The organism is Lutimonas sp., from assembly GCF_051011215.1.
Classification (GTDB): Bacteria; Bacteroidota; Bacteroidia; order Flavobacteriales; family Flavobacteriaceae; genus Lutimonas.
Genome location: NZ_JBPCUJ010000110.1, coordinates 13,840 through 37,944, shown reverse-complemented (window position 1 = coordinate 37,944; position 24,105 = coordinate 13,840). Strand labels below are relative to the sequence as shown.

Genomic DNA, 24,105 nt, shown 5'->3' with positions numbered 1-24,105 from the left:
TAATTTCGGCTAATGTCAATATTTAAAATTGAAGGAGGACATCGCCTGCAAGGTGAGATTGTTCCTCAAGGTGCTAAGAACGAAGCACTACAAATCGTTTGTGCAACGCTTCTAACAGCATCGAAAGTTACCATTAGCAATATACCTGACATTAGGGACGTCAATAAGTTGATTTTTATACTTGGTGAGTTAGGCGTAAAGATCGAAAAACTAGACCCAAATACCTATACATTTCAAGCGGATGCTATTGATTTAAATTACTTGGAATCACTTCAGTTTAAAAAGGATGGAAGTTCTTTAAGAGGTTCTATTATGATTGTAGGACCCTTGTTAACCAGATTTGGAAAAGGCTATATTCCAAGACCTGGTGGCGATAAGATCGGTCGAAGAAGACTGGATACCCACTTCGAAGGATTTATGAAGCTTGGTGCTAACTTCAGGTATAATCGAGAAGAATATTTTTACGGTGTTGAAGCTGAGGAACTTCATGGAACAGAAATGTTGTTGGATGAAGCTTCCGTTACCGGAACGGCGAATATATTGATGGCTGCAGTATTGGCCAAAGGAGAAACGATTATCTACAATGCTGCCTGTGAGCCTTATATTCAGCAATTGTGTAAAATGTTGGTGAGTATGGGGGCTGATATAGATGGTATCGGTTCTAATAGGTTGATCATTCAAGGAGTTACTGAGCTGGGTGGTTGCGAACACAGAATTCTGCCAGATATGATTGAGATTGGCAGTTGGATAGGAATGGCAGCCATGACTAAATCAGAGTTGACCATAAAGGATGTAAGTTGGAAAGATTTAGGACAGATTCCCAATGTTTTTAGAAGATTGGGTATTGACCTTCAACAGAAAAATGATGATATTTATATTCCAGCACAGGAAAGTTATGAAATCCAGGGTTATTTAGATGGTTCTATCTTGACTGTTTCAGATGCACCATGGCCAGGATTTACCCCGGACTTACTCAGTATAGTGCTGGTGGTTGCAACACAGGCTAAAGGATCTGTGTTAATCCATCAGAAAATGTTTGAGAGTCGATTGTTTTTTGTAGATAAATTAATAGACATGGGTGCGAAAGTCATCCTATGTGATCCGCACAGGGCAACCGTAATTGGTATGGATCATCAATCCAGCTTGAAAGCGACGACCATGAGTTCGCCAGATATCAGGGCAGGTATTTCCTTATTAATTGCCGCCTTATCTGCAAAAGGGACCAGTACTATTCACAATATTGACCAGATTGATCGAGGTTATGAAAACATCGATGAAAGGTTACGCTCTATAGGAGCCAAAATTGAAAGGATAGAAAACACCTTCTAGATAATCATCAAAGTTATTTTTTGTGACAATATGACACAATTAAACACTTGGCAAGTAATTTGCTTACCATGGTGTAAGAGGATAAAAATGTATTTATATGAGTAATCAAGAACATAAAGAACAAGACGTAGAAAAAGATATACAAAATCAGGACCTTGAGGGAAATCAGGTTTCTGATGAATCAACGGAAAATGGAGATACGGCTGAGGCTGACACTGCACCTGAGATGACGGAAGTAGAGAAATTGCAACTAGAGGTAGGGAAGGAGAAAGATAATTTTCTGAGGCTTTTTGCTGAATTTGAAAATTATAAAAAACGTACTTCAAAAGAGAGAATAGAATTGTTCAGTACGGCCAATAAGGAACTTATGACAGTTTTATTGCCAATATTGGACGATTTTGAAAGAGGTTTGAAGGAAATTGAAAAATCTTCTGACAAAGCCTTGCTCGAAGGAATGCAATTGATTTATAATAAGTTTAAAAATACCTTAAATCAAAAAGGATTGAAGGTGATGGAAGTAAAGCAGGGAGATGTATTTGATGCAGAGATTCACGAAGCTATTTCTCAAATTCCTGCACCATCAAAAAAGTTAAAAGGAAAAATTATTGATACCGTCGAAAAAGGATACAAACTAGGGGAAACAATCATTAGATTCCCGAAGGTGGTTCTAGGAAATTAATAGTATTGATCAATTAAAAGAGAGCACTTGTGAAGCAGGATTATTATGAAATATTAGGAGTTGAAAAGAACGCAACGTCTAATGAAATAAAAAAAGCCTATCGAAAAAAGGCAGTACAGAATCACCCGGATAAAAACCCTGGTGATAGCGCAGCTGAAGAGAGGTTCAAGCAGGCAGCTGAGGCTTATGAGATATTAAGCAGCCCGGAGAAAAAAGCGAAATACGATCAATACGGTCATGCTGCCTTTGAAAACGGCGGCGCCGGAGGCGGATTTGGCGGTATGAATATGGACGATATCTTTAGTCAGTTTGGAGATATTTTTGGGGGTCATTTCGGCGGCGGCTTTGGCGGTGGTTTTGGTGGTGGCGGTTCAAGACAGGCCAGGGTAAAAGGAAGCAACCTCAGAATTAGGGTGAAACTTGAATTGAAAGATATCCTGAACGGCGTAAGTAAAAAAGTCAAAGTAAAACGTCAGGTGAGAGCCGAAGGAGTCACCTATAATACCTGTTCGGCCTGTAACGGTCAGGGCAGCGTCATGAGGGTGACCAATACCATCTTAGGAAGGATGCAAACGGCTACAACTTGCCCTACATGTAAAGGTTCAGGTAAAACGGTGAACCACAGACCAAAAGGTGCAGATGCGAATGGATTAATTACCAAAGAGGAAACCGTTGAAATCGATATTCCAGCAGGGGTAACCGATGGTGTTCAGTTAAAGGTGTCAGGAAAAGGAAATGACGCTCCCGGAGATGGGATACCTGGAGATATTTTAGTTGTGATTCAGGAAGTTCAACATGAGAGATTAAAAAGAGAAGGTACCAACCTTCACTATGATCTTTATATTAGTTTTGCAGAGGCCGCTTTAGGTTCAAGTAAGGAAATTGATACTTTGACAGGCAAGGTTCGAATTAAAATTGAAGAAGGTACCCAAAGTGGAAAAATTCTTCGATTAAGAGGAAAAGGTTTGCCAAGCTTGGATCGATATGGCAATGGAGATATCTTAGTGCATTTGAATGTCTGGACTCCGAAAAAACTGTCAAAAGATCAAAAAGCGTTTTTTGAAAGTGTGAAAGATCATGAAAATTTTGTGCCGAATCCTTCGATTTCTGAAAAATCATTTTTCGAAAAAGTGAAGGATATGTTTTCATAACTTCGCAAGAATCAATTTATTATAAGGAAGAAATTGAAAATAATGAAATTTCTTAATGAAAATTTCATTATATTTGTTTTGCTGGATTTTAGAATTCAGTAACTTTTTCTTTTTCATAGCAATTTTCCCACTCTTTTAAGAGTGGGTTTTTTTATGGGCATTCTGTCAATCTTTTTTTTAAAATAAATTAACAATTTGATTAGGATATTATTCTAAATATTGTATTTTTACAGTCTTATTTATATTACTTTTATAGTAATATTCTTTTTCATAGCAATTTTCCCACTTTTGTTTACAAGAGTGGGATTTTTTTTTGAAAACTATATAAACTACTTTTGCCATTATAAAGTAAGCCATCTTATCGCTGCGTTTTTACACGTGGAGGAAAGTCCGGACACCATAGAGTAGCATAGCGGATAACATCCGTCCGCCGATATGAATCGGAGAGGACAAGTGCAACAGAAAGTATGTACAGTTCGGCTGTAGTGAAACCAGGTAAACTCTATGCGGTGCAATGCTATGTACATTGGAGATCCGATACTATCGGGAGAGAACTACTCGTTCGATTTCAAGGGGTGAGCAGCTAGAGTTGCAAAGTAATTTGTGGCCCAGATAAATGATGAGAGTCCGTCAATTGATGGATAACAGAATCCGGCTTATTGGCTTACTTTTTTTATTTTATGGAATTCGTAATTTGAGGTCAGATTTAGGGATACATTTTGTTGAATAATTAGAATTTCAACCTTTCTTTAAATATTGATAAATAGGATGCTATTTTCATTGAATATCTTATAAAATCACCTATATATTTTGTACTTTTGGGGACGAAAATTTTTAACCAGAACTAATTATTAGACTATTATGGCATTTGATGTTGATATGATTAAAAAGGTGTATGAGCGTATGGCTGAGCGTGTTGATAGCGCAAGAAGCATTGTAGGCAGACCATTGACCTTATCAGAAAAAATATTATACAACCATTTATGGGATGGACTTCCAAAGGAATCTTTTAAGAGAGGAACAGACTATGTTGATTTTGCTCCAGACAGGATTGCTTGTCAGGATGCCACAGCCCAGATGGCCTTATTGCAATTCATGCAGGCCGGAAAGAAAAAAGTGGCTGTGCCAACTACGGTGCATTGTGATCACTTGATTCAGGCAAAAATAGGAGCTGACAAGGATTTACAGGAAGCAATTAACACTTCTAGTGAAGTGTTTAACTTTCTGGCTTCTGTTTCGAATAAATATGGAATTGGTTTTTGGAAACCCGGTGCAGGAATAATTCATCAGGTAGTACTTGAAAATTATGCTTTCCCAGGTGGTATGATGATTGGAACAGATTCTCATACAGTAAATGCCGGTGGATTAGGAATGATTGCGATTGGTGTTGGAGGTGCTGATGCAGTGGATGTAATGGCGGATATGCCTTGGGAATTGAAATTTCCAAAATTAATCGGGGTAAAATTAACAGGAAAGCTGAGTGGCTGGACTGCTCCAAAGGATGTAATTCTTAAAGTAGCCGGTATCTTAACTGTAAAAGGGGGTACTGGAGCTATTGTTGAATATTTTGGAGAGGGTGCAAAAGCATTGTCAGCTACCGGTAAGGGGACCATATGTAATATGGGAGCTGAAATTGGAGCTACTACGTCGACCTTCGGATATGATGCTTCTATGGAAAGGTACCTGAGAGCGACAGATAGAGATGAAATTGCAGATGCAGCGAATGAAGTTGCTCCTTATTTAACAGGTGATGAAGAGGTATATGCGGAGCCTGAAAAGTATTTTGATCAGGTGATTGAAATTGATCTTTCAACCTTAAAGCCTCATTTGAACGGACCATTTACTCCGGACCTTGCAACAGAGGTAGGAGGTATGAATAAAAAAGCGGTGGCCAACGATTGGCCTTTAGATGTGGAATGGGGATTGATAGGTTCATGTACAAACTCTTCGTATGAAGATCTTTCGAGAGCTGCTTCTATTGCTAAGCAAGCCGTTGATAAGAAATTGGTTTCAAAGGCTGAGTTTGGAATTAATCCAGGATCAGAGCAGGTAAGATATACGGCAGAAAGAGATGGCTTACTCGAAATTTTTGAGGACCTGAATGCGAAAATATTTACCAACGCCTGTGGACCATGTATCGGACAATGGGCCAGAGCTGGTGCTGATGGTAAGCCAAAAAACACTATCGTTCATTCCTTCAATAGAAACTTTTCGAAAAGAGCTGACGGGAATCCTAATACCCATGCCTTTGTTGGTTCGCCAGAAATGGTAGCTGCCTTGGCTATTTCAGGTAAATTGGATTTTAATCCTTTAACAGATAAACTTGTGAATCAGGATGGAGAAGAGGTGATGTTTGATGAGCCGACAGGTTTTGAATTACCACCAAAAGGATTTGAAGTTGATGACCCAGGTTTTGTGGCGCCAATGGAAGATGGTTCAGGTATTAATGTGGTCGTGAATGTTGATTCTAAAAGATTACAGCTCTTGAATCCATTTAAGGCAATCGGGCATACGGTTGTGGGAGCAAAACTTTTGATAAAGGCTTTCGGAAAATGTACAACTGATCATATTTCTATGGCGGGCCCATGGTTGAGATTTAGAGGACACTTAGACAATATTTCAAATAACCTGTTAATCGGTGCAGTGAATGCCTTTAACATGGAGACGAATAGCGTGAAGAATCAATTAACAGGAGATTATATTCCTGTACCTGATGCAGCCAGAGCCTATAAGGCGGCTGATGTTTATTCTGTGGTAGTAGGTGATCATAATTATGGTGAAGGTTCGTCCAGAGAACATGCTGCAATGGAGCCAAGACATTTAGGTGTAGCAGCTGTTATTGTAAAGTCATTTGCAAGAATACATGAAACGAATTTAAAAAAGCAAGGAATGTTAGGCTTGACTTTTGCCAATGAGAATGATTATGACCTGATTCAGGAGAATGACACATTTAATTTTATCGATCTTGATCAGTTTGCTCCTGGTAAACAATTATCATTAGAGGTGGTTCATGATAACGGAAGTAAAGATCTTATCATGTTGAATCATACCTATAATCAGAATCAGATAGAATGGTATAATGAAGGTTCAGCCCTAAACTTGATTAAAAAACAAAATGCTTAACAGGCCACTGTTTTAGTTCATAAAGTTAAAGCTCCAACATCTGTTGGAGCTTTTTTTATAGACATTTTTAATAGAATCCTAAAAATATTGAGAAAAATATAAGAATAATTGACTTTTCTTGTAATAATCTTATTGTTTTTCGTCTAAGATGCAAATAGAACTGCTATGGGACGCATCTGGTATCTGGAAAACATCAACTTATTTAAAATTCTTTGTCCACATAAATATGGGGATTATAAGAAAGATCACAGCTATAATTTATACAACAATAAAGATTACATCTATTTCGAGGAAGACGCTGCGAGGAAGGTATATTTGATCGATAAGGGAAAGGTGAAAATAGGTTATTACACCGAAGATGGTAGAGAAGTTGTCAAGTCAATACTGACTCGGGGTGAAGTCTTTGGAGAAAAAGCCATACTTGGAATGGACAAAAGAAATGAATTTGCTGTTTCTCTTTCGGATAAAACCAGTATTTGCCCGATTGCTGTTCCAGTGCTTCATGAGCTAATGAAAGATAATCAAAAGTTTACACTGAAGGTATATAAGTTTATGAGTTTTAGAATACAGCGTCTGGAACGACGCCTCCAGATATTGATGTTTAAAGATACGGAAACAAGGTTGCTTGAATTTTTGACTGAACTGTGTGAAGACTATGGTTTTTGTTGTGAAAAGACGGGTAAAATGAAAATTAAACATCCTTATACGCAAAAAGATATTGCCAGTTTGATCGGGACTTCAAGACCTACACTGAATCTGATAATGAATAAATTGAAGGATCATAAAGTAATAGATTTCAGAAGAAATGAAATCCTTCTTTTAGAAGATTCCTTAGCCCCAGCCAGTTAAATACCACTTTTTAAATGTTGTTTTTAAGGTCTTGTATAAGTTAATTAATTAATTTATATAAATTATTTTATAATACTGACATACAAGGTATTAGTTTTTTTATTTTTTGAAAATTATTGTAAGTTAAATTAGTATGCATCGACTGATCAAGAAATTTTTAAAAAATACAACCCATGAAGATTGAAAGGATTAGTTCGGTACTTGCAGCACTCATTTTATTACAAACACTTTTTTTTAAATTTACGGCAGCGCCTGAGAGTGTTTATATTTTTGAGCAATTAGGTGCTGAGCCTTATGGTCGAATTGGAACAGGTGTTATAGAATTGATTGTTGCCGGATTATTGTTGTTCAAAAGAACTTCTTTGTTAGGAGGAATTCTAAGCATGGGAGTTATTAGTGGCGCTATATTTTCTCATATATTTGTACTTGGAATTGAAGTGCAGGAAGATGGTGGTTTATTATTTGGATTAGCACTTTTGGTTTTCGTTTTTAGTTTCATAACTGTTTGGACTCAGAAGGATACATTGATCAGTTTTATTGCCCTATACAAGAAGTAATTTTGCATTATTTATGAATTTCATTAAAAAGAATCTTTCCAATATACTATTCATTGGATTTATTATTTTCCTTTTTTCTCCCTATGGTTTGCCCGTAAGAGCTACGTTGATCAAGGGTGTCAGTTTGATTACTACCAGCGTATTTTCCATGGAGATAGATAAAAAGGAGCAAATCAAATTGGAGAACTATCAATGGCAGCTCAGAAAGATGTCAGGAGACTATATAGATTTTAGTCAATTTGAGAATAAGATTGTTGTGGTGAATTTTTGGGCAACCTGGTGCCCTCCCTGTGTTGCGGAAATGCCTAGTTTTCAAAAATTATATGATGCTTATGGTGATAAGGTGGTGTTTCTTTTCGTTGCCAACGATGAACCAGACAAGGTAGCGCGCTTTATCTCCGATCATGGATACGAATTACCTATCTACTATCAAGTAAGTAACAGACCCCCTGAAATGGATTCTAACTCCTTGCCGACAACCTATATAATTGATGCCACAGGTCGTATTGTAGCGAGTAAAGTAGGGGCGGCCAATTGGAATAGCTCGAAAGTGAGAAACTTATTGGAAAAAATTATTGAATAAAAAAAGGTTGACCTTGCGGCCAACCTTCTCCTTTCAAATAACTTATTAATGTGGATTAAAGTTGTTTTACCATTTTAACAGGTAATAAGTAGATTTCACCTTGTTTTCCAGGCTTGTGATTTACTTTTTTATAGTTTAGTTTTCTTTTCAAATAGGTTTCGAGCTGCGAGTTGTCAGAGTCAACCGACAATACGATTAGTTCTCTTTTTGAGTTCACTGTGAATAACACGTCGGCAGCATACTCCTCATCCAGCATCTCTTCCATAAAGTTGGATCCGATTAAATTTACCATTTCTACACGAAGCTCATCTGTTGGTTTAATTGGGTTAAGATTTGCAGCTGATACATTAAGTGTAAAAAGACCAAGGGCTAGAACGAAGATTTTTAAATTTTTCATAATTATATAATTTAGATTAGACAAATAGATTAGACATTTATACTTTTAAAGGACGGAAGAAATGCTATAATTGTTACATATGGAAATGTTAAAAATTCATGAATTAAGAAACATTTAACGTTCAACGCTGAAGTTGTGTGATTTCTTAAGATACCCTTAACATTGTAGTAAAAGTGTTGATAATCAGCTATGAGCACCATGCTATGCTCATCAAAAAAAAAGCTGTCCGAAGACAGCTTTACATTTTTAAATGTTAGATGGCTCTTATAATTGCTTAACCATCTTTACAGGTAATAAATAGATTTCACCATGTTTACTTGGTCTGTGATCTACTTTCTTATAATTTAATTTTCTTTTTAAATAACCTTCAAGTAAGTCATCGTCAGAATCAACTGAAAGAATAATAATTTCTTTGTTATTGTTCACGGTGAACAATGCTTCTGCACCTTGTTCGTCAGCCTGCATTTCATTCATATAATTAGAACCGATCAATTCGACAATTTCAATGCGTAATTCGTCAGTTGGTTTGATGGGGTTCATATTGGCTGCTGAAATATTTACAGTAAAAAGGCCAAGTGCAAGAATTAATAATTTTAAGTTTTTCATGATAGATAATTTAGATTAGACAAATAGATTAGACATTTATACTATTAAAGGACGGAACATTTAGGGTATTTGTTACATTCGATGATGTTAAATTTGCCTCAATTAAGAAACATTTAACTATTTAACGATTGAAATCAATTATTTATTAAGAATTGCTTAACAATTTTAACATATACGCAGTGAATAATGCTTATGATTATTGATAATTCAAATTATTGTGTAAAGTTTACACATTTAATAATGCAGCAGGAGATGTGGATGGAATCATTTAAGTCGTTTCTTTGCTTTTGTTAAGGATACTAAGAATCAATTCACATCCTTGTTTAATTTCATCCTCAGTTATGGTAAGCGGCGGTGTAATTCTTACAGCCTTTGCTTCATATAATAACCAAAATAGTAAGATACCATGTTTAAGGCCTTCCAGAATAAGATAATCCGCCAGTTCAGGTTCTTTAAGCAGTATAGCAAGCATTAATCCCTTTCCTCTTATTTCGATAATGCTATCGTGTACCAGTAAACTTCTGATCAAAGCCTCTTTCTTAGGAACAGCATCCATCAAAGTTGATGTAAAAAGGGTGCGGAGTGTGGCTTCTGCTGCAGCCGCAATTACAGGATGGCCACCAAAGGTGGTGATATGACCCAGTTTTGGATTTTCCGTAAGCTGTATCATCATTTCTTGTGATGAAATAAACGCCCCGATGGGCATGCCGCCACCGAGCCCTTTACCAGTAATTAGAATATCAGGGGAAACATCGAATTGTTCGAAGGCGAAAAAACTTCCGGTACGTCCTATTCCAGATTGAATTTCATCCAGGATTAATAGGGCGCCAACCGCTTCACAACGTTCCTTCACTCTTTTTAGGTACTTATTTTCGGGAACAATAAAGCCGGCACCGCCTTGTATTGTTTCCAGAATGACTGCCGCCGTGTTTTTAGTAATCTTATGAATATCTTCTTCATTGTTGAAATCAATAAAAGAGGATCCCGGAACCAAAGGGCGAAAGGCAGCATTTTGTTCTTCCTTTCCACATACACTCATTGCACCTTGCGTATTCCCGTGGTAGGCATTCCTTGCTGCAATTATTTCGAATCGACCTGTCACCCGTTTTGCAAGCTTTAGGGCACCTTCAGTTGCTTCGGTACCCGAATTGGTTAAGTAGGTGCAGTTTAACGATATAGGTAAATGTTCGGCCAATAACTTAGCTAAAGCTACTTGAGGCTCTTGAATAAATTCTCCATAAACCATGACATGCATGTAGGCATCCAATTGTTTTTTTACAGCATCTACAACAGGTTTGGGTTGATGTCCAAGGGTGTTGGCGGATACTCCAGCGATAAAATCCAGGTATTTTTTATCGTTTTTATCGAATACATAACTCCCTTTGGCTTCTTTAATTTCCAAAAGTAAAGGATGACCCGAAGTCTGTGCCTGATATTTTAAAAAATCATTCTTCATCTTTTATGAAAATATCATTTTTTGAGAGTGGTTTTTCGCTTTCACGCCAGATAAATCCTCTTAGTTTTCGTGCATTTTTAGGTAACCTTGATGGAGGATAGGTCTGTCCATCTGGAAGGTTTATAAATTTAGATGACTCTATTTTTCCGTCTCTCAATACAAAATGTATTTCACTGCAGGAGGTCTTTTCAATGCCTATCAGTGCCTGCTCTTCATCTCGAACAAAATGGATAACTTCAGAATTACCAATGATATTGACAAATCGAAGATCATTTTCTTCAAACTTTCCATAGAGATTTCTTCCTTTGATCTGATTATAGCCAATGGAGTCTTTATCTATGATAAAGGCATTTCTGAGTACTTTTAAGCTATCAAGGGTATTTGTAGCAGTATTATTGAGTAACTGAATGGTATCTCCTGTAATTTGACTCTTTTTCGACCATAATATAGGGGATCTGAACATCTGTGTTATACCGTTCCCTTGATTCGAGTGGATTGAATCACATTTTCCGCTGAGATCGCTTTTAAAGAATTTAACCGAATGATAAGCTCTGATAATTCTTTTATCCGGTTTGCCAGTCGCTAAAATGGTGTCTCCGTGAATAAACAAAGAATCTTTATTTGTATTTGTAATGGCCAACGCTTTTTTGATGACAAAGGCAGAATCAACTTTTTCAAAAAACTCAGCATAGTTTCCCTTGAGCACAACATGGTTCAACGTGTCAATGATCACCATATTGTTACTTGCAGAGGCAAAACCTAAATTTCGATTGTAAAACAAGCTGTCGGCCTTGATTTCCTTTTCGTCAAATTCTATTCTTGCATTTTTAGTGAAATGTGAGATGTTGGCCTTGGTGTCATAAAAACCTTTTTCACAATAAATTAGATTGTCATCACTGGTGATGGTAGAAGGGCCGTAGAGGTAGGCCTGACCACTATTGGTGTAATAATCTAAATGATTTGACTCCAGTACATAGTCTGGATTAGTGAGGACGACGTCAGATACGGCTTGAAATTTATTTGTATCCAAATGATAATTTCCTCTATTGCTTGTAAGTACGTTGATACTATCTTTAATCGTTGCTCCGTATCGGTAGTATAAGAGCTGTCGATTGCGATCAAAATTCAAGGTGTCTGTACTCAGTGTCATCTTAGAGTCTTTAATAATGACATTACCCCATGAAAGTGCTTTCTGATTGTTGCCATTATACTCTGTATATTGACTGGTTTGAACGATGCTGTCACCTTGATTTAGAACAACATCGCCATAGGCTTTGATAAAATTTTGATTTTTATAATGTACTGCTTTCTTGCAATTAAGTTTAATTCCTTCATGTCTGATAACAACATTACCCAATAAAATGGTAGCGCCAGGAAGCCTTACTTCATCAATGCTTGAATTGTCGGAATGAATAATCTGTATCCTTTTTCCCTGAGCGAGGCCCGAAAAGGAAAAGAAACAAGACAATATAAGAAGCAGGATTGATTTCAAATCTATTCTGAAATTTAAGTGATACAAATATAATCTAAATGAAAAAAAGGTAAAGAATCTTTGCAAGAGCTTTACCTTTTTTTTAACTATTCATGGAACTTATTAGACCATGATTGTTTGTTTTCTGTCCGGACCAACAGAAACAACCGTTACTTTTACATTCACAAAATCCTCAATAAATGCAATATAGTCATTCAGGTTTTTAGGTAGCTGATCCGACGCTGTCATGGCAGTCAAATCTTCTTGCCATCCCTCAAACTCAGTATAGTTTACTTTTACATTGTCTTCTTCAATATTATAAGGGAAGTGGAAAATATCTTCACCTTTATAGGTATAAGAAGTACAGGCTTTAAGAGTGTCGAATCCGGATAAAACATCACCTTTCATCATCATTAACTGGGTCACTCCATTGATTTGAACCGCATATTTCAGTGCGATCAGATCCAGCCATCCACAACGTCTGGGTCTTCCGGTAGTAGCTCCAAATTCATGGCCTACTTTTGCCATTCTTGCTCCGTCTTCATCAAATAATTCAGAAGGGAAGGGGCCTGAACCTACTCTTGTTGTATATGCCTTAAAAATTCCAAACACCTTTCCGATTTTGTTAGGAGCAACACCCAGTCCTGTGCAGGCACCTGCAGCAGTTGTATTGGAGGAGGTCACAAACGGATAGGTCCCAAAATCGATATCTAATAAAGATCCCTGAGCACCTTCCGCCAATATTGATTTACCTTTAGACAGTGCCTGATTTATATATTCCTCACTATCGATGAATGTAAGTTCTTTTAGCGCTTCTACAGCAGCTGAAAATTCTTTTTCAAGGGTCTCAAGATCAAAATCAAGTTCTACATCATAAAACTTAATCATGTTCAGATGTTTTTTGGTAAGTGCTTTGTATCGATCTTTCCAGTCGCTCATTTCAAGGTCACCTATTCTCAGGCCGTTTCTTCCTGTTTTATCCATATAGGTTGGCCCAATGCCTTTTAAAGTTGATCCAATTTTCAACTTTCCTTTCATCTTTTCAGAAGCAGCATCGAGTAAACGATGTGTTGGTAAAATGATATGCGCTTTCCTCGAAATTAACAATTTTGTTTTAAAATCAATATTGTATTCAGCGAGATTGTCTAACTCTTTTTTAAAAATTACCGGGTCTATAACTACACCGTTTCCGACTACATTAATGGCTCTTTCGTGAAAAATACCAGAAGGTATCGTGTGCAGAACGTGCTTGTTACCATCAAAAATTAAGGTATGCCCGGCATTTGGACCACCTTGAAATCTGGCAATAATATCATAATTTTTGGTTAGTACATCAACGATTTTTCCCTTTCCTTCATCACCCCATTGCAGGCCTAGTAGTAAATCAATCATTTAAAAATATTTATAAGTTATTTAGCGGTTTTGTTCTTTTGTCCATAGAAGTACAGCGAGTGACTTTCAATTTTCACATCAAATACTTCTTCGATAGATTTTTTGATATTCTCAATTCTTGGATCACAAAATTCTATCACCTCTCCGGTATCGGTCAAGATAACATGGTCATGTTGTTTGTTGAAATAGGATTTCTCATAATGGGCCTGGTTCTGGCCAAATTGATGCCTTCTTACAAGTCCACATTCTAAGAGTAGTTCGATCGTGTTGTAAAGCGTTGCCCTGCTCACACGATAATTCTTATTCTTCATTTCGATATACAAGGTCTCGATATCAAAATGATCATCGTTATCATAAATCTCTTGAAGAATCGCGAATCTTTCTGGAGTTTTTCTATGACTATTGTCTTCTAAAAACTTGGTAAAGAAGTTTTTAACTGTTTCCTGATTTTGATTATTGCTCATGTGGATGGAATCCTGGTTCTTGCTTTGCAAAGTTACATTTTATCCCCATATCTAAGCCAATTAAATGTAAAAAAAGTAAGTTTTAATTGGTGTTTCTCGTTACTTTCTCAATACCCTCGATCTTGAGTAATTTTTGAATTAAATTTTTCAAATGTTTCTGGTTGTTGATATGAACTGTAATCATTCCGTGGAAGAATCCGTCCTCTCCGGATATGTTGATACTGTGTATGTTAACGTTTAGAACGCTTGATATCACTTTGGTTACCTCATTGATAAGCCCCAGGTTGTCCACTCCGGTAATTTCTAAAGTAGCCTTAAAGCCCTGATGTGAAGAATCGATCCATTTGGCTGAGATCACCCTATAGGCGTATTGAGATTGCATGCTAAGTGCATTCGGACAATTGTGCTTATGCACTTTGATTCCATCCTTTATGGTAACAAAACCAAATACGGAATCACCAGGAATGGGATTACAGCATTTGGAAAGGCTGTATTTTAATTTTTCCTCATTTTTGCCAAAAACCAGCATGTCATAGTTGGCGGTAACTTCCTCCTTGATCACCTCTTGTTTCAGTGCTGAAGGCCGGTTCATGCGACTTTTCCAAAAGTTCATCAATACATTGGAACGCTGTGCCGCATATTTTTTTAGTTGCTGGTTGTCTATACTGCCGTTTCCAATTTTATAGAATAGGTCAAAACTTGTTTTAAGTTTGAAAAAATTTACCAGTTCATTAATTGTTTTTTCGTTCAGTTTAATTTTTAAATGGCGTAATTTTCGTTCCAGAACTTCGCGCCCTTCTTTGGCAATAATCTTGTGTTCTTCCTTAAGAATGCTTTTGATTCGGGATTTCGCTCTGGCGGTTTTTACGATGTCCAGCCATGCCAATTTTGGTTTTTGATTTTTAGAGGTAATAATCTCTACCTGATCCCCACTGTTGAGTACCTTGCTAATTTGAGTCAGCCTGCTATTTACTTTGGCAGCCCGGCAGCGCATACCTACTTCTGTGTGAATGGCAAAAGCAAAATCAAGCGCTGTAGCTCCTTTAGGCAGCGATTTTATATCGCCATTTGGTGTAAAGACATAAATTTCTTTGGCATACAGGTTTAATTTAAACTGTTCTACAAAATCTACAGCATTGACATCCGGATTTTCAAGAGATTCTCTTAATTTATTGAGCCAGCCTTCCAAGCCGGATTCCTGTTGGGAACCATGTTTGTATTTAAAATGAGCCGCGTAGCCTTTTTCAGCAATCTCGTCCATACGACTCGACCTGATTTGAATCTCCACCCATTTTCCTTTTGGACCCATGACAGTAGTGTGCAAGGATTCATAGCCTGTAGTTTTAGGTTGAGTAATCCAATCTCTTAACCTGTTAGGATTTGGGCTAAAGTGATCGGTAACGATAGAATAGATCTTCCAGGCATCAAACTTCTCGTTTTTCAAAGTGGAATTATAAACGATACGGATGGCAAACTTATCGTAGACTTCGTCAAATGAAACGCGCTGATTTACCATCTTTTTGCGAATCGAATAAATTGATTTTGTACGCCCTTTAATCGTGTATTTAAACCCTTCTTTGTCAAGAGAATCCTTGATGATTTTGGTAAAGCTATCTATATATATTTCTTGCTCTTCCTTACTTTCAGATATTTTTTCTTTTATATCCGTATATACTTCATTTTCAGTATATTTAAGCCCTAAATCCTCAAGTTGTGTTTTAATATTGTAAAGCCCCAGTCGATGAGCCAACGGTGCATAAATAAAAAGCGTTTCAGAAGCGATTTTTACTTGTTTATCCTCGCGCATGGAGGCAAGTGTTTGCATATTGTGCAGTCTGTCGGCAATTTTGATTAGAATCACACGTACATCATCATTAAGGGTCAGTAGCATTTTCCTGAAATTCTCAGCCTGAATAGAAACGTCCTGATCTTTTTGAAGTTTAGAAATTTTGGTAAGCCCATTGACGATTTTGGTAATGGTTTCACCAAAAATCTGCTCCAAATCTGCGAAGGTATAATCTGTATCTTCAACGACATCATGAAGTAAGGCCGAAGCGATGGAGTAAGCACCCAGACCTATTTCGTTCGCCACAATCTTGGCAACTGCTATAGGGTGGTATATATAAGGCTCTCCAGTTTTTCTTCTTTGATCTTTATGGGCATCTGCTGCTACGTCAAAAGCTTTACGTATCAATAATTTATCGTCATTCGATAAAGTTTGATAGGTGTCTTTCAGCATGTCTTTATACCTGCTTGCGATCTGCTTTTTCTCTTCTTCTATGGTTACAGTATATGCCATAGTTTAAAAATACTATAAAGCTCAGTAATTAACAAGTTTTTTGAATGGCAGCTATGGGCTGAGAATGAAGGTCTTACTGTTTAAGAGTTTAGGTTTCTGACCCTCTGTAATAAGGTTGGATGAGAATAGTGTACAAAAACATTTGTCTTATGCGGTGTCAAATTGCTCAAACTGTTTTTAGATAATTTCTTGAGAGATGAAATCAGTGCTGCACCGTCAAATTTGTTTTTGGCAAAGTCATCTGCCTGGTATTCAAACTTTCTGGAGATCACATTCATAACGATTCCAGTGAGTTCAGAAATGGGACTATAGAGAATTCCGAAGGTAATAAGGCCGATATGAAAACTAGGATTATCAACAGATAGGGCAGAAGATAAAAGAGCATTGTCGATTAGGAGTGAGAATATAAACAATGTAATACCTGTTACGATCAAAGAAAGCAGCATATTGATAAATACATGTTTCTTTTTATAATGACCAATTTCATGAGCCAATACCGCGACTATTTCATCAGTATTTAAATCGTTGATCAGTGTGTCATACAAAACAATTCGTTTCCGGGCTCCAAAACCTGAAAAATAGGCATTGGCCTTGGTCGATCTTTTAGATCCGTCAATTACATAAATATTGTCGAGCTTAAATCCGGTCTTATTTGAAAAATTGAAAATAGCATCTTTCAATTCACCGTCTTCCAAGGGACTTTGCTTGTTAAAAATAGGAACAATCAAAGTGGAGTAGAACAGAGTGATAAAAATGGTAAACAGACCAATAAAAATCCAGGTGTAAATCCAAAAGCTGCTGCCCGTTATTTGATAAAACCAAATAATCAGTGCCAGAATCCCACCCCCAATAGCAGCGCTCAGAATCAATCCTTTTAATTTGTCAATTACAAAAAGGCGTTTGCTGCTTTTGTTAAATCCATATTTTTCTTCAATCACAAAATTGTGATAATAGGAAAACGGCGTATTCAAAATATCACTTGCAATCATGATAATTCCAAAGAAGATCAAGCCAATAATAACCTCATTTGAACTGTAGGATCTCGCAATGGCATCTACCCAAGCAAAGCCTTTAAAGAGAAAGAAGGCCAAGGTCAAAAGAATTGTGAAGATACTTTTAAACAATGAAAACTGATAGTTCTCTTTTTTATAAGCCTGCGATTTCAGGTATTCTTTTTCACTGTATACATCGATTAATTCTTCAGGGATGGCATCGTCAAAATGCCTGGCATTTAAATAACTGATTAATTTGTCGATGGCAAAATCAATAAGAAGTATGGCTATGATAATATAAAATAATACCTGTGGCGTCATCTGTTCAATGGTTATTAAGTCAAATTCATTCTTTCGACTGAACGAAATTTCGTTGTCTTTTGGCTTCAAAAATAATAATTGCTGCTGAAACAGAAACGTTTAATGAGTCTATTTTTCCCTGCATCGGTATGATCACATTTTGTGTGGAATTTTCCATCCATTCTTCACTGAGTCCTGTGGCTTCTGTACCTACAACAATGGCTGATGCCTTTTTGTAATCCATTTGCTGATAAGGTAAACTCCGATCATCAAGAGCCGCTGTATAGATATGAATCCCTTTATTCTTCAGCAATCTTAAAATGTCCTCTGTGCTGCCCGTTGCAATTTGATTGGTAAATATGCATCCTACGCTGGACCGAATGATATTAGGATTAAACAAATCGGTTTTTGGATTCGCAATAATAACCGCATCTAAATTGGCAGCATCAGCAGTTCTCAGAAGGGCACCTATATTTCCGGGCTTTTCTGAGGCTTCTGCAACCAAGACCAAACAGTTGTTAGTTAGATGAAGATCCTGAAGTCCCAATGTTTTAGATATTGCCACGGCCAGTAATCCTTCCGTGGTTTTTCTATGCGCTAGTTTTTGGTATACCTGAAGCGAAATATGGATGATTTCCGGAAGTTCAGTGGAATAAGGTTCCATGAGTGTTTCCAGTTCTTTCTGCGAGATAATCTCTGCGCAAAACAATAATTGTTTGAGTGAATAGCCTCCTTCAAGGGCAAGTTTGATCTCTCTCTGTCCTTCAATTAAGAACAGCCCTTTTTTCTTTCTGACCCTCGATTTTTCCTGTAATTGAACCAGTTCTTTTACCAGTTCATTTTGAAGGCTTGAGATTTCTTTCATGATCTGTTTAACTAAAATGCAAGATGAATTCGTTTCTTATTTGTCGCCTTGCGAATATTTATTCATATAACGTTCCCATAACTCAGTCTGATGGGTTTTTAAACTGATCTCTCGACCGTCAATAAAAGCTTTATAAATAATGTTTCCCTTCATTTCCAGGGCATTTCCATCACTGATAAACAAAGTGGCGCTTTTGCCTTTTTCCAAAGAACCATACTTCTTATCAATACCGAGAATTTGAGCTGTGTTGAAGGTAATCAATTGCAAGGCTTGTTCAAAATTTAAGCCGTACCCTGTAGTCATTCCTGCATAAAATGGAAGATTTCGAGAGTTCATTCTTTCCATACCCCCGCTATTTTCCAGTCCTACAAGAATGCCATTTTGAAACAGGGTTGTAGCTGTCTTATAGGGAAGGTCGTAATCATCATCTTCATTTAAAGGAAGCGATTGTGTCCTTCTTAAAAGTACTGCTATATTTTCTTCTTTTATAAGTTCCATGACTTTATAGGCTTCAGCGGCACCTACCAAAACGATTTGATTCAACCCTAAAGACTTTAATTCCGTAATGGCATCGATAATACCTTTTTGTCGCTGGACATGCACATATACTTTTAAATCTTCTGAGAAGATTCCCGTTGCAGCATCAAAAGGAAGGTTCTTTTTTGTAGATTTATTCTTCTGATAGGACTTAGATTCACGTAAGAATTGTTTCAAAGATTCTACCTCTTGACTATATTCCTTATTAGGTTCAGAAATTACAATTTGACCAAAGGACTTATATTTACTTTGATATGTTTTTGGCCAGTTGATATGTATGCCATCATCGGCTTTGATTGCTGCATCCTCCCAGTTCCAGGCATCGAGTTGTACGATAGAAGACGTTCCTGAAATTCTACCGCCTCTCGGGCTAATTTGTGCAATTAAAACCCCATTTGGCCTGAGACTTTCAATCACTTTGGATTCTGCATTATAGGCGATGAGGCTTCTGATGTGTGGCAGCATCGTACCCAATTCGTCAAAATCCCTGGTAGCCTTGACGGCATCAATTTCTCCCAAACCAAGGGTTGAGTTTGGAATAATAAATCCAGGATATACATGCTTTCCTTTTGCATCAATAATCGTCCCTTCCCGGTTGCTTTGCGAACCTTCATTCATTTCTTTTATCAATCCGTTTTCAATGATAAGCGAGGCATTTTCAATTACCTGACCATTGCCTGTATGAACCGTAGCACCAACAATGCTAAAAGTTTCCGTTTGTGCAGGGGCCGGTGTTTGCTGGCCAATGGCTTGAAATGAGCCCATAAACAGGATGAGCGATAGCGTTAGGTATAAATTCTTCATCGTCTATAAATTAAAAATCAACAGTGTCACAGTGATTGATTCGACTTTCTTTTTTACTTGGTTTCTGAGTTTCAACTCCGTCGCTTTTCGCCAGTATCATGAGGTTAATCAACATATTCTTTTCTTTTTTAATACTTTCTCTGAGTAGTAAATCAGTTTGCAGATCAAAATAGATACGACCTTCGATCATTGTTTTTTCAGCCTTGCTGCTAATCGATAAAGGATGTCCTGACCAAAGAACAAGATCAGCATCTTTTCCTACTTTTACACTCCCTACCCGGTCATCGATATGCAAAAGTTTGGCCGGGTTGAGCGTAACAAACTTCCAGGCTTCTTCCTCAGAAACACCTCCATATTTTAAGGATTTTGCGGCCTCTTGATTTAACCTTCGGCTCATTTCTGCATCATCCGAATTGATGGCGGTTACAACACCCTGACTGTGCATGATAGCTGCATTATAGGGAATGGCATCATTTACTTCATATTTATAGGCCCACCAGTCACTGAAAGTAGAACCGCCAACGCCATGTGCCTTCATTTTATCTGCCACCTTGTATCCTTCAAGAATATGGGTAAAAGTATTGATGTTGAAATCAAACTGTTCTGCCACTTTCATGAGCATGTTAATTTCACTCTGCACATAAGAATGGCATGAAATAAAGCGCTCTTTATTTAGAATTTCTGCCAGAACTTCCATTTCAATATCCTTTCTGTAGGTTTGACCTGAACTTTTTAACTGATCATATTCAAGAGCTCTTTGAAAATAATCAATATACAGTTGTTCAACACCCATTCTGGTCTGTGGAAACCGTGAGTTATTGCCCCAGTTAGATTGTTTTACATTTTCTCCTAAAGCAAATTTGATGAATTTAGGCGCATTTTGATCAATCAAACCCTGAGATGATTCTCCCCACTTCAGTTTGATGATGGCAGATCTCCCTCCGATAGGATTGGCAGAACCATGCAGTATCTGAGCCTGGGTAACGCCACCGGCAAGATTTCTATAGATATTGATGTCTTCAAAATTTAATCCATCTTCAATACTTACTTCAGCCGTTGAATTTTGCCCTGATTCATTGGTGGAAATCGTGGCAATATGTGAGTGCTCGTCGATGATGCCAGAAGTCAGATGTTTACCGGTACCATCGATGACTTCTGCATTGCCTGCCTTTAGCTGATTACCGATCTTACTGATTTTTCCATCTTTTACAAGTACATCAGTATTTTCAATTATTCCCTGGCTTTCATTGGTCCAGAGAGTCACGTTCCTAAAAAGCATTGTTTTTTGCGTTGGTCGTTTTGTAAAACCATATCCATTATTCGGAAAGGTAACAGGCGACCTATACGTTTGCTTGGTGTTTTCAGAAGGCTTTTTCTCTTTTGAAGCCGCCTGGGGCTTGACAATCCATTCTGATTCGTTTCCTTCACTGTCTATGGCGCTTCCTGCGATTGTCTCAGGGGATGTAACCAAGGCCCGTAATCTGCTGAACTTTTTATTTTCTTTGTCTACCTCAAGGCTGATGCTTAGCCATTTGTCATCATAGCTTGATTTACTTTTTACAATACTGTCACCTTTTTTTAGCGTGATTTTCGCTGTTGAAACTGAATTTTTTATGGTTAAATCATAGTTTTCATCATCTAATTGAAAGCTGTAGTTTCCGTCAATATTTTGCTGATCCAATGCATGAATGACAAAGGCTTCTCCTTGCACCCAATTTTCAAAAAGGATGGTTTCCTTTTCAAATATATCTCCAGAGCTAATCAGGAAATTTGCAAAAGCACCTTGCTTTAAATGACCTATGTCATCACTTTTTTGAAGAATTTGAGCCGGAATAGTGGTGAGAGCTGCCAGTGCCGTTTCCTTATCTAAACCATATTCAATGGCCTTTAAGAGTTCTTTTTTAAAATCATCGGTAGCATCTAAGCCATAGGTGGAAAAAGCAAAACGCAGGCCATTTTTAGCCATGATAGCAGGATTACCGGGAGCTTGATTCCAGTTCCTCATGTCTCCCAAGCTAATATACTGGGCTTCAAAAGGACTACTTAGGTCATAGGGCTTTGGAAATGTAAGTGGTAGAATAAATGTTGCGCCGGTTTCCTTGATGTCTTCAATGAGTTCATATTCGTCAATACCACCAAATAAGACATAGTCAACATTGAACTCTTTGCCAATTTGATGGGCTCGCAGTGCATTGCTTTTGTTTCCGGCATAAAAGATTTGACTGAGATTTTTATTTTGATTTAAGGCCTTTAAAGACAAATCAACGTTCTTTTGGCCACTTTTTGCATACCAATCGGCATCAAGATAGGTTTGTTTTAACAAGGCAATACTTCCCATTAGTGAGTTCGGGTACATTTGCTTCGAATATTGATTCTTCTCAAAAGAAAGGAATTGGGAGGAGGCGGATGAGATAATACGCTCATGATCAGATTTACTGGATTGCAGGCTCACCAGAATTCCCGTACCGCGAATTATCCCTTGACTATGATGGGTATTGATGAGTCCAAAACCTGCATTTCGTAATTCTTTTGCTTTTTCATCATCAAATTCAAAATGGTCAAAGGATGATATTTCAGGAGAAATATGCTCGTTCCAATAATAGCCTTCTCTTTTTGTGTCATAAAAAGATTCCTCGCTTTTCTTTTGACTGCTTTTTTTATCGGAGATCCCAAAACTTGAGAAGATCTCTATAAATGACGGGTAAATGTGCTTTCCTTGCAAATCTTTTTGAATCGCTCCTTCTGGAATTTTGATATTTCTTCCTGAATTGATGACCCTGCCTTTTTGAATTAAGAGCGTACCATTGTTCACGACCTCGCCTGGGCTTAGATGAAGTGTAGCATTTGTAAAAGCTATATAATTTTGATTGTCTGTTTTGACCCCATCATTTTTTGGAAAATATTCCTGGCCATAAAGACCAAAGCCATAAAAAATTAAAATAAGGGTGTAAAGTTTTCTCATATTGACTTCGAAAATTTGAATGAATACTCAAATGTATCAATTAAAATTTAATGGATAGGATTTGTGATAGGAAATGAGCAGGCCCATGATCTGATTGTAACTTTTTAATCCATGCTCCTGTTGGTTGTATTTTAAGAAGTTATCGTAAAACAATTTAAAAAGAGGTTCAAGAGGGTTTTCGTATTGTCGCCAGAACTCATCAGACTCACGCATGTTTTTTAAGACCCCCTTAGGTACTTTTTCTAAATACACCAGAAAGAGATCTTTGTCATACCGCCGAATGTCCATCAAGGCATAACGCAATACCAACAGATATGCCGCATATTGAAAATAAGGATCATCATGGGCCTGACTGGCAAGAAAACCAATAAAGTTTGCTTCACTTTCAGAGGCAATTCCAAGTTGGTGGGCAACCTCATGTGAACAGGTGAAAGGAAGGTTTATTTTTGGAATCAGATGATCTACCTGGGCTTCACCAGTCAAAGGATTAAAGTACCCCGCAAAACCCATATATGTCAGGGGAAGGCTGAAAAGAGATTTTTTGATGGAAGGGCGTTTGTATGAAAATTCTGGTAGTTGCTTGCTTAGATTATCATAACCCGTTTTAGTCAACTGGAGAATTTTATTTTTTGAATAAGTAATTTCAACGGCCATTGTATCATGATCTGCCAATGACGTATGAAGCTTAGCGGTTTTAGAAAGTATTTGTTCTGTGATTGATTCGAGTGCTACAATATTAAAATCTTCTTTTTCAAGAGCCAAGCTTTTAGAGATGGGACTACGCGAATAATTTAATCCCCAGAACAAATAAAAGAAAAAGTAAAAAAGGGAGATGCCTGCTACAAATCCTAAGAGTATTGTTTTGCGCTTTTTTGTTTTGGGAAAGATGAGTTGCTGTATAAAGCGAAGGATCAGCAAAATAAGCAGGGCATAAATTATGTCACCTATGGAAAAAGGAATCCAGCCTGTAAGCAAGCGCAACGTCTTAGATATCAAGGGGTATATTCCATTGACATAATAACCGTCAATAAAGGATGGATATTGAGAGAGGAGTGCGATCAATCCTATCTGTAAAAAAAGGAAAACGGATAATAGAATATTTCTTTTTTCTTTATACATTGCAGCCAATAATTCTGAACAAAAAAACAAATTATTAACAACAATTACAATTTACTTTTGTCTTTGTTTTGGTTTAATAAGAGAAGTCAGAAATTGCTAAAGAATTGCAAATTAATTTATTAAGTTTTTGAAATTAGAGGAGTATTGAGGTCAGATCAATGATCAATTTC

The 24,105-nt window shown here is 37.2% G+C and carries 19 protein-coding genes and 1 other RNA gene; 8 read left to right on the top strand and 12 right to left on the bottom strand.

Annotation, left to right across the window (positions count from 1 at the left end; translation table 11 throughout):
• Nucleotides 1-12: 12 nt before the first annotated feature.
• From murA to ACR2MV_RS10325, 8 genes are all read left to right on the top strand, one after another.
• Entirely contained in the window at nucleotides 13-1,329 is a 1,317-nt protein-coding gene (murA, locus tag ACR2MV_RS10360; protein WP_434021838.1) for a UDP-N-acetylglucosamine 1-carboxyvinyltransferase, read from the top strand.
• A 97-nt stretch (nucleotides 1,330-1,426) separates the two neighbouring features.
• Nucleotides 1,427-2,008: a nucleotide exchange factor GrpE gene (locus ACR2MV_RS10355; RefSeq protein ID WP_434021837.1), complete on the top strand. Its 582-nt coding sequence runs from the start codon at nucleotides 1,427-1,429 to the stop codon at nucleotides 2,006-2,008.
• Between the two features lie 29 nt (nucleotides 2,009-2,037).
• Nucleotides 2,038-3,159 (top strand): molecular chaperone DnaJ, encoded by a 1,122-nt coding sequence (gene dnaJ / locus ACR2MV_RS10350; RefSeq protein WP_434021836.1) that lies wholly within the window; start codon nucleotides 2,038-2,040, stop codon nucleotides 3,157-3,159.
• Nucleotides 3,160-3,504: 345 nt separating this feature from the next.
• An RNA gene (gene rnpB / locus ACR2MV_RS10345) (RNase P RNA component class A) lies at nucleotides 3,505-3,834 on the top strand.
• A gap of 186 nt (nucleotides 3,835-4,020) precedes the next feature.
• The gene (locus ACR2MV_RS10340) at nucleotides 4,021-6,282 is read left to right on the top strand and encodes an aconitate hydratase (RefSeq protein WP_434021835.1); all 2,262 of its coding nucleotides are present in this window, start codon (nucleotides 4,021-4,023) and stop codon (nucleotides 6,280-6,282) included.
• Nucleotides 6,283-6,447: 165 nt separating this feature from the next.
• The gene (locus ACR2MV_RS10335; protein WP_434021834.1) at nucleotides 6,448-7,131 is read left to right on the top strand and encodes a Crp/Fnr family transcriptional regulator; all 684 of its coding nucleotides are present in this window, start codon (nucleotides 6,448-6,450) and stop codon (nucleotides 7,129-7,131) included.
• A gap of 173 nt (nucleotides 7,132-7,304) precedes the next feature.
• Nucleotides 7,305-7,688, top strand: a complete 384-nt coding sequence (locus tag ACR2MV_RS10330) for a DoxX family protein (RefSeq protein ID WP_434021833.1) — start codon at nucleotides 7,305-7,307, stop codon at nucleotides 7,686-7,688.
• A 13-nt stretch (nucleotides 7,689-7,701) separates the two neighbouring features.
• The gene (locus ACR2MV_RS10325) at nucleotides 7,702-8,271 is read left to right on the top strand and encodes a TlpA family protein disulfide reductase (protein ID WP_434021832.1); all 570 of its coding nucleotides are present in this window, start codon (nucleotides 7,702-7,704) and stop codon (nucleotides 8,269-8,271) included.
• A gap of 55 nt (nucleotides 8,272-8,326) precedes the next feature.
• Here ACR2MV_RS10325 and ACR2MV_RS10320 read toward each other — a convergent pair whose 3' ends face one another.
• The 12 genes from ACR2MV_RS10320 to ACR2MV_RS10265 all read right to left on the bottom strand — a co-directional run bounded on the left by ACR2MV_RS10320 (nucleotide 8,327) and on the right by ACR2MV_RS10265 (nucleotide 23,935).
• Entirely contained in the window at nucleotides 8,327-8,668 is a 342-nt protein-coding gene (locus ACR2MV_RS10320; RefSeq protein WP_434021831.1) for a hypothetical protein, read from the bottom strand.
• A gap of 264 nt (nucleotides 8,669-8,932) precedes the next feature.
• Nucleotides 8,933-9,274 carry a hypothetical protein gene (locus tag ACR2MV_RS10315; protein ID WP_434021830.1) on the bottom strand — a complete coding sequence of 114 codons (342 nt, stop codon included), beginning with the start codon at nucleotides 9,272-9,274 and terminating at the stop codon, nucleotides 8,933-8,935.
• A gap of 268 nt (nucleotides 9,275-9,542) precedes the next feature.
• Nucleotides 9,543-10,730: an aspartate aminotransferase family protein gene (locus ACR2MV_RS10310; RefSeq protein WP_434021829.1), complete on the bottom strand. Its 1,188-nt coding sequence runs from the start codon at nucleotides 10,728-10,730 to the stop codon at nucleotides 9,543-9,545.
• On the bottom strand, nucleotides 10,720-12,222 hold the full coding sequence (locus ACR2MV_RS10305) for an OstA-like protein (RefSeq protein WP_434021828.1): 1,503 nt from the start codon (nucleotides 12,220-12,222) through the stop codon (nucleotides 10,720-10,722). The genes ACR2MV_RS10310 and ACR2MV_RS10305 overlap by 11 nt, the downstream gene beginning before the upstream one ends.
• 102 nt (nucleotides 12,223-12,324) lie before the next feature.
• Complete coding sequence (locus tag ACR2MV_RS10300; RefSeq protein WP_434021827.1) at nucleotides 12,325-13,593, bottom strand: adenylosuccinate synthase; 1,269 nt, start codon at nucleotides 13,591-13,593, stop codon at nucleotides 12,325-12,327.
• Nucleotides 13,594-13,610: 17 nt separating this feature from the next.
• On the bottom strand, nucleotides 13,611-14,057 hold the full coding sequence (locus tag ACR2MV_RS10295; RefSeq protein ID WP_434021826.1) for a Fur family transcriptional regulator: 447 nt from the start codon (nucleotides 14,055-14,057) through the stop codon (nucleotides 13,611-13,613).
• An 82-nt stretch (nucleotides 14,058-14,139) separates the two neighbouring features.
• Nucleotides 14,140-16,356, bottom strand: a complete 2,217-nt coding sequence (locus tag ACR2MV_RS10290; RefSeq protein ID WP_434021825.1) for a RelA/SpoT family protein — start codon at nucleotides 16,354-16,356, stop codon at nucleotides 14,140-14,142.
• 80 nt (nucleotides 16,357-16,436) lie between these two features.
• Nucleotides 16,437-17,669 carry a M48 family metallopeptidase gene (locus tag ACR2MV_RS10285; protein WP_434021864.1) on the bottom strand — a complete coding sequence of 411 codons (1,233 nt, stop codon included), beginning with the start codon at nucleotides 17,667-17,669 and terminating at the stop codon, nucleotides 16,437-16,439.
• 25 nt (nucleotides 17,670-17,694) lie between these two features.
• Nucleotides 17,695-18,513: a TrmH family RNA methyltransferase gene (locus ACR2MV_RS10280; protein WP_434021824.1), complete on the bottom strand. Its 819-nt coding sequence runs from the start codon at nucleotides 18,511-18,513 to the stop codon at nucleotides 17,695-17,697.
• A 36-nt stretch (nucleotides 18,514-18,549) separates the two neighbouring features.
• Nucleotides 18,550-19,854, bottom strand: coding sequence for an amidohydrolase family protein (locus ACR2MV_RS10275; RefSeq protein ID WP_434021823.1), 1,305 nt, complete (start codon nucleotides 19,852-19,854; stop codon nucleotides 18,550-18,552).
• A 10-nt stretch (nucleotides 19,855-19,864) separates the two neighbouring features.
• Nucleotides 19,865-22,816, bottom strand: a complete 2,952-nt coding sequence (locus ACR2MV_RS10270; protein ID WP_434021822.1) for an amidohydrolase family protein — start codon at nucleotides 22,814-22,816, stop codon at nucleotides 19,865-19,867.
• 36 nt (nucleotides 22,817-22,852) lie between these two features.
• Nucleotides 22,853-23,935, bottom strand: coding sequence for a DUF3810 domain-containing protein (locus ACR2MV_RS10265; RefSeq protein WP_434021821.1), 1,083 nt, complete (start codon nucleotides 23,933-23,935; stop codon nucleotides 22,853-22,855).
• Between the last annotated feature and the right edge of the window lie 170 nt (nucleotides 23,936-24,105).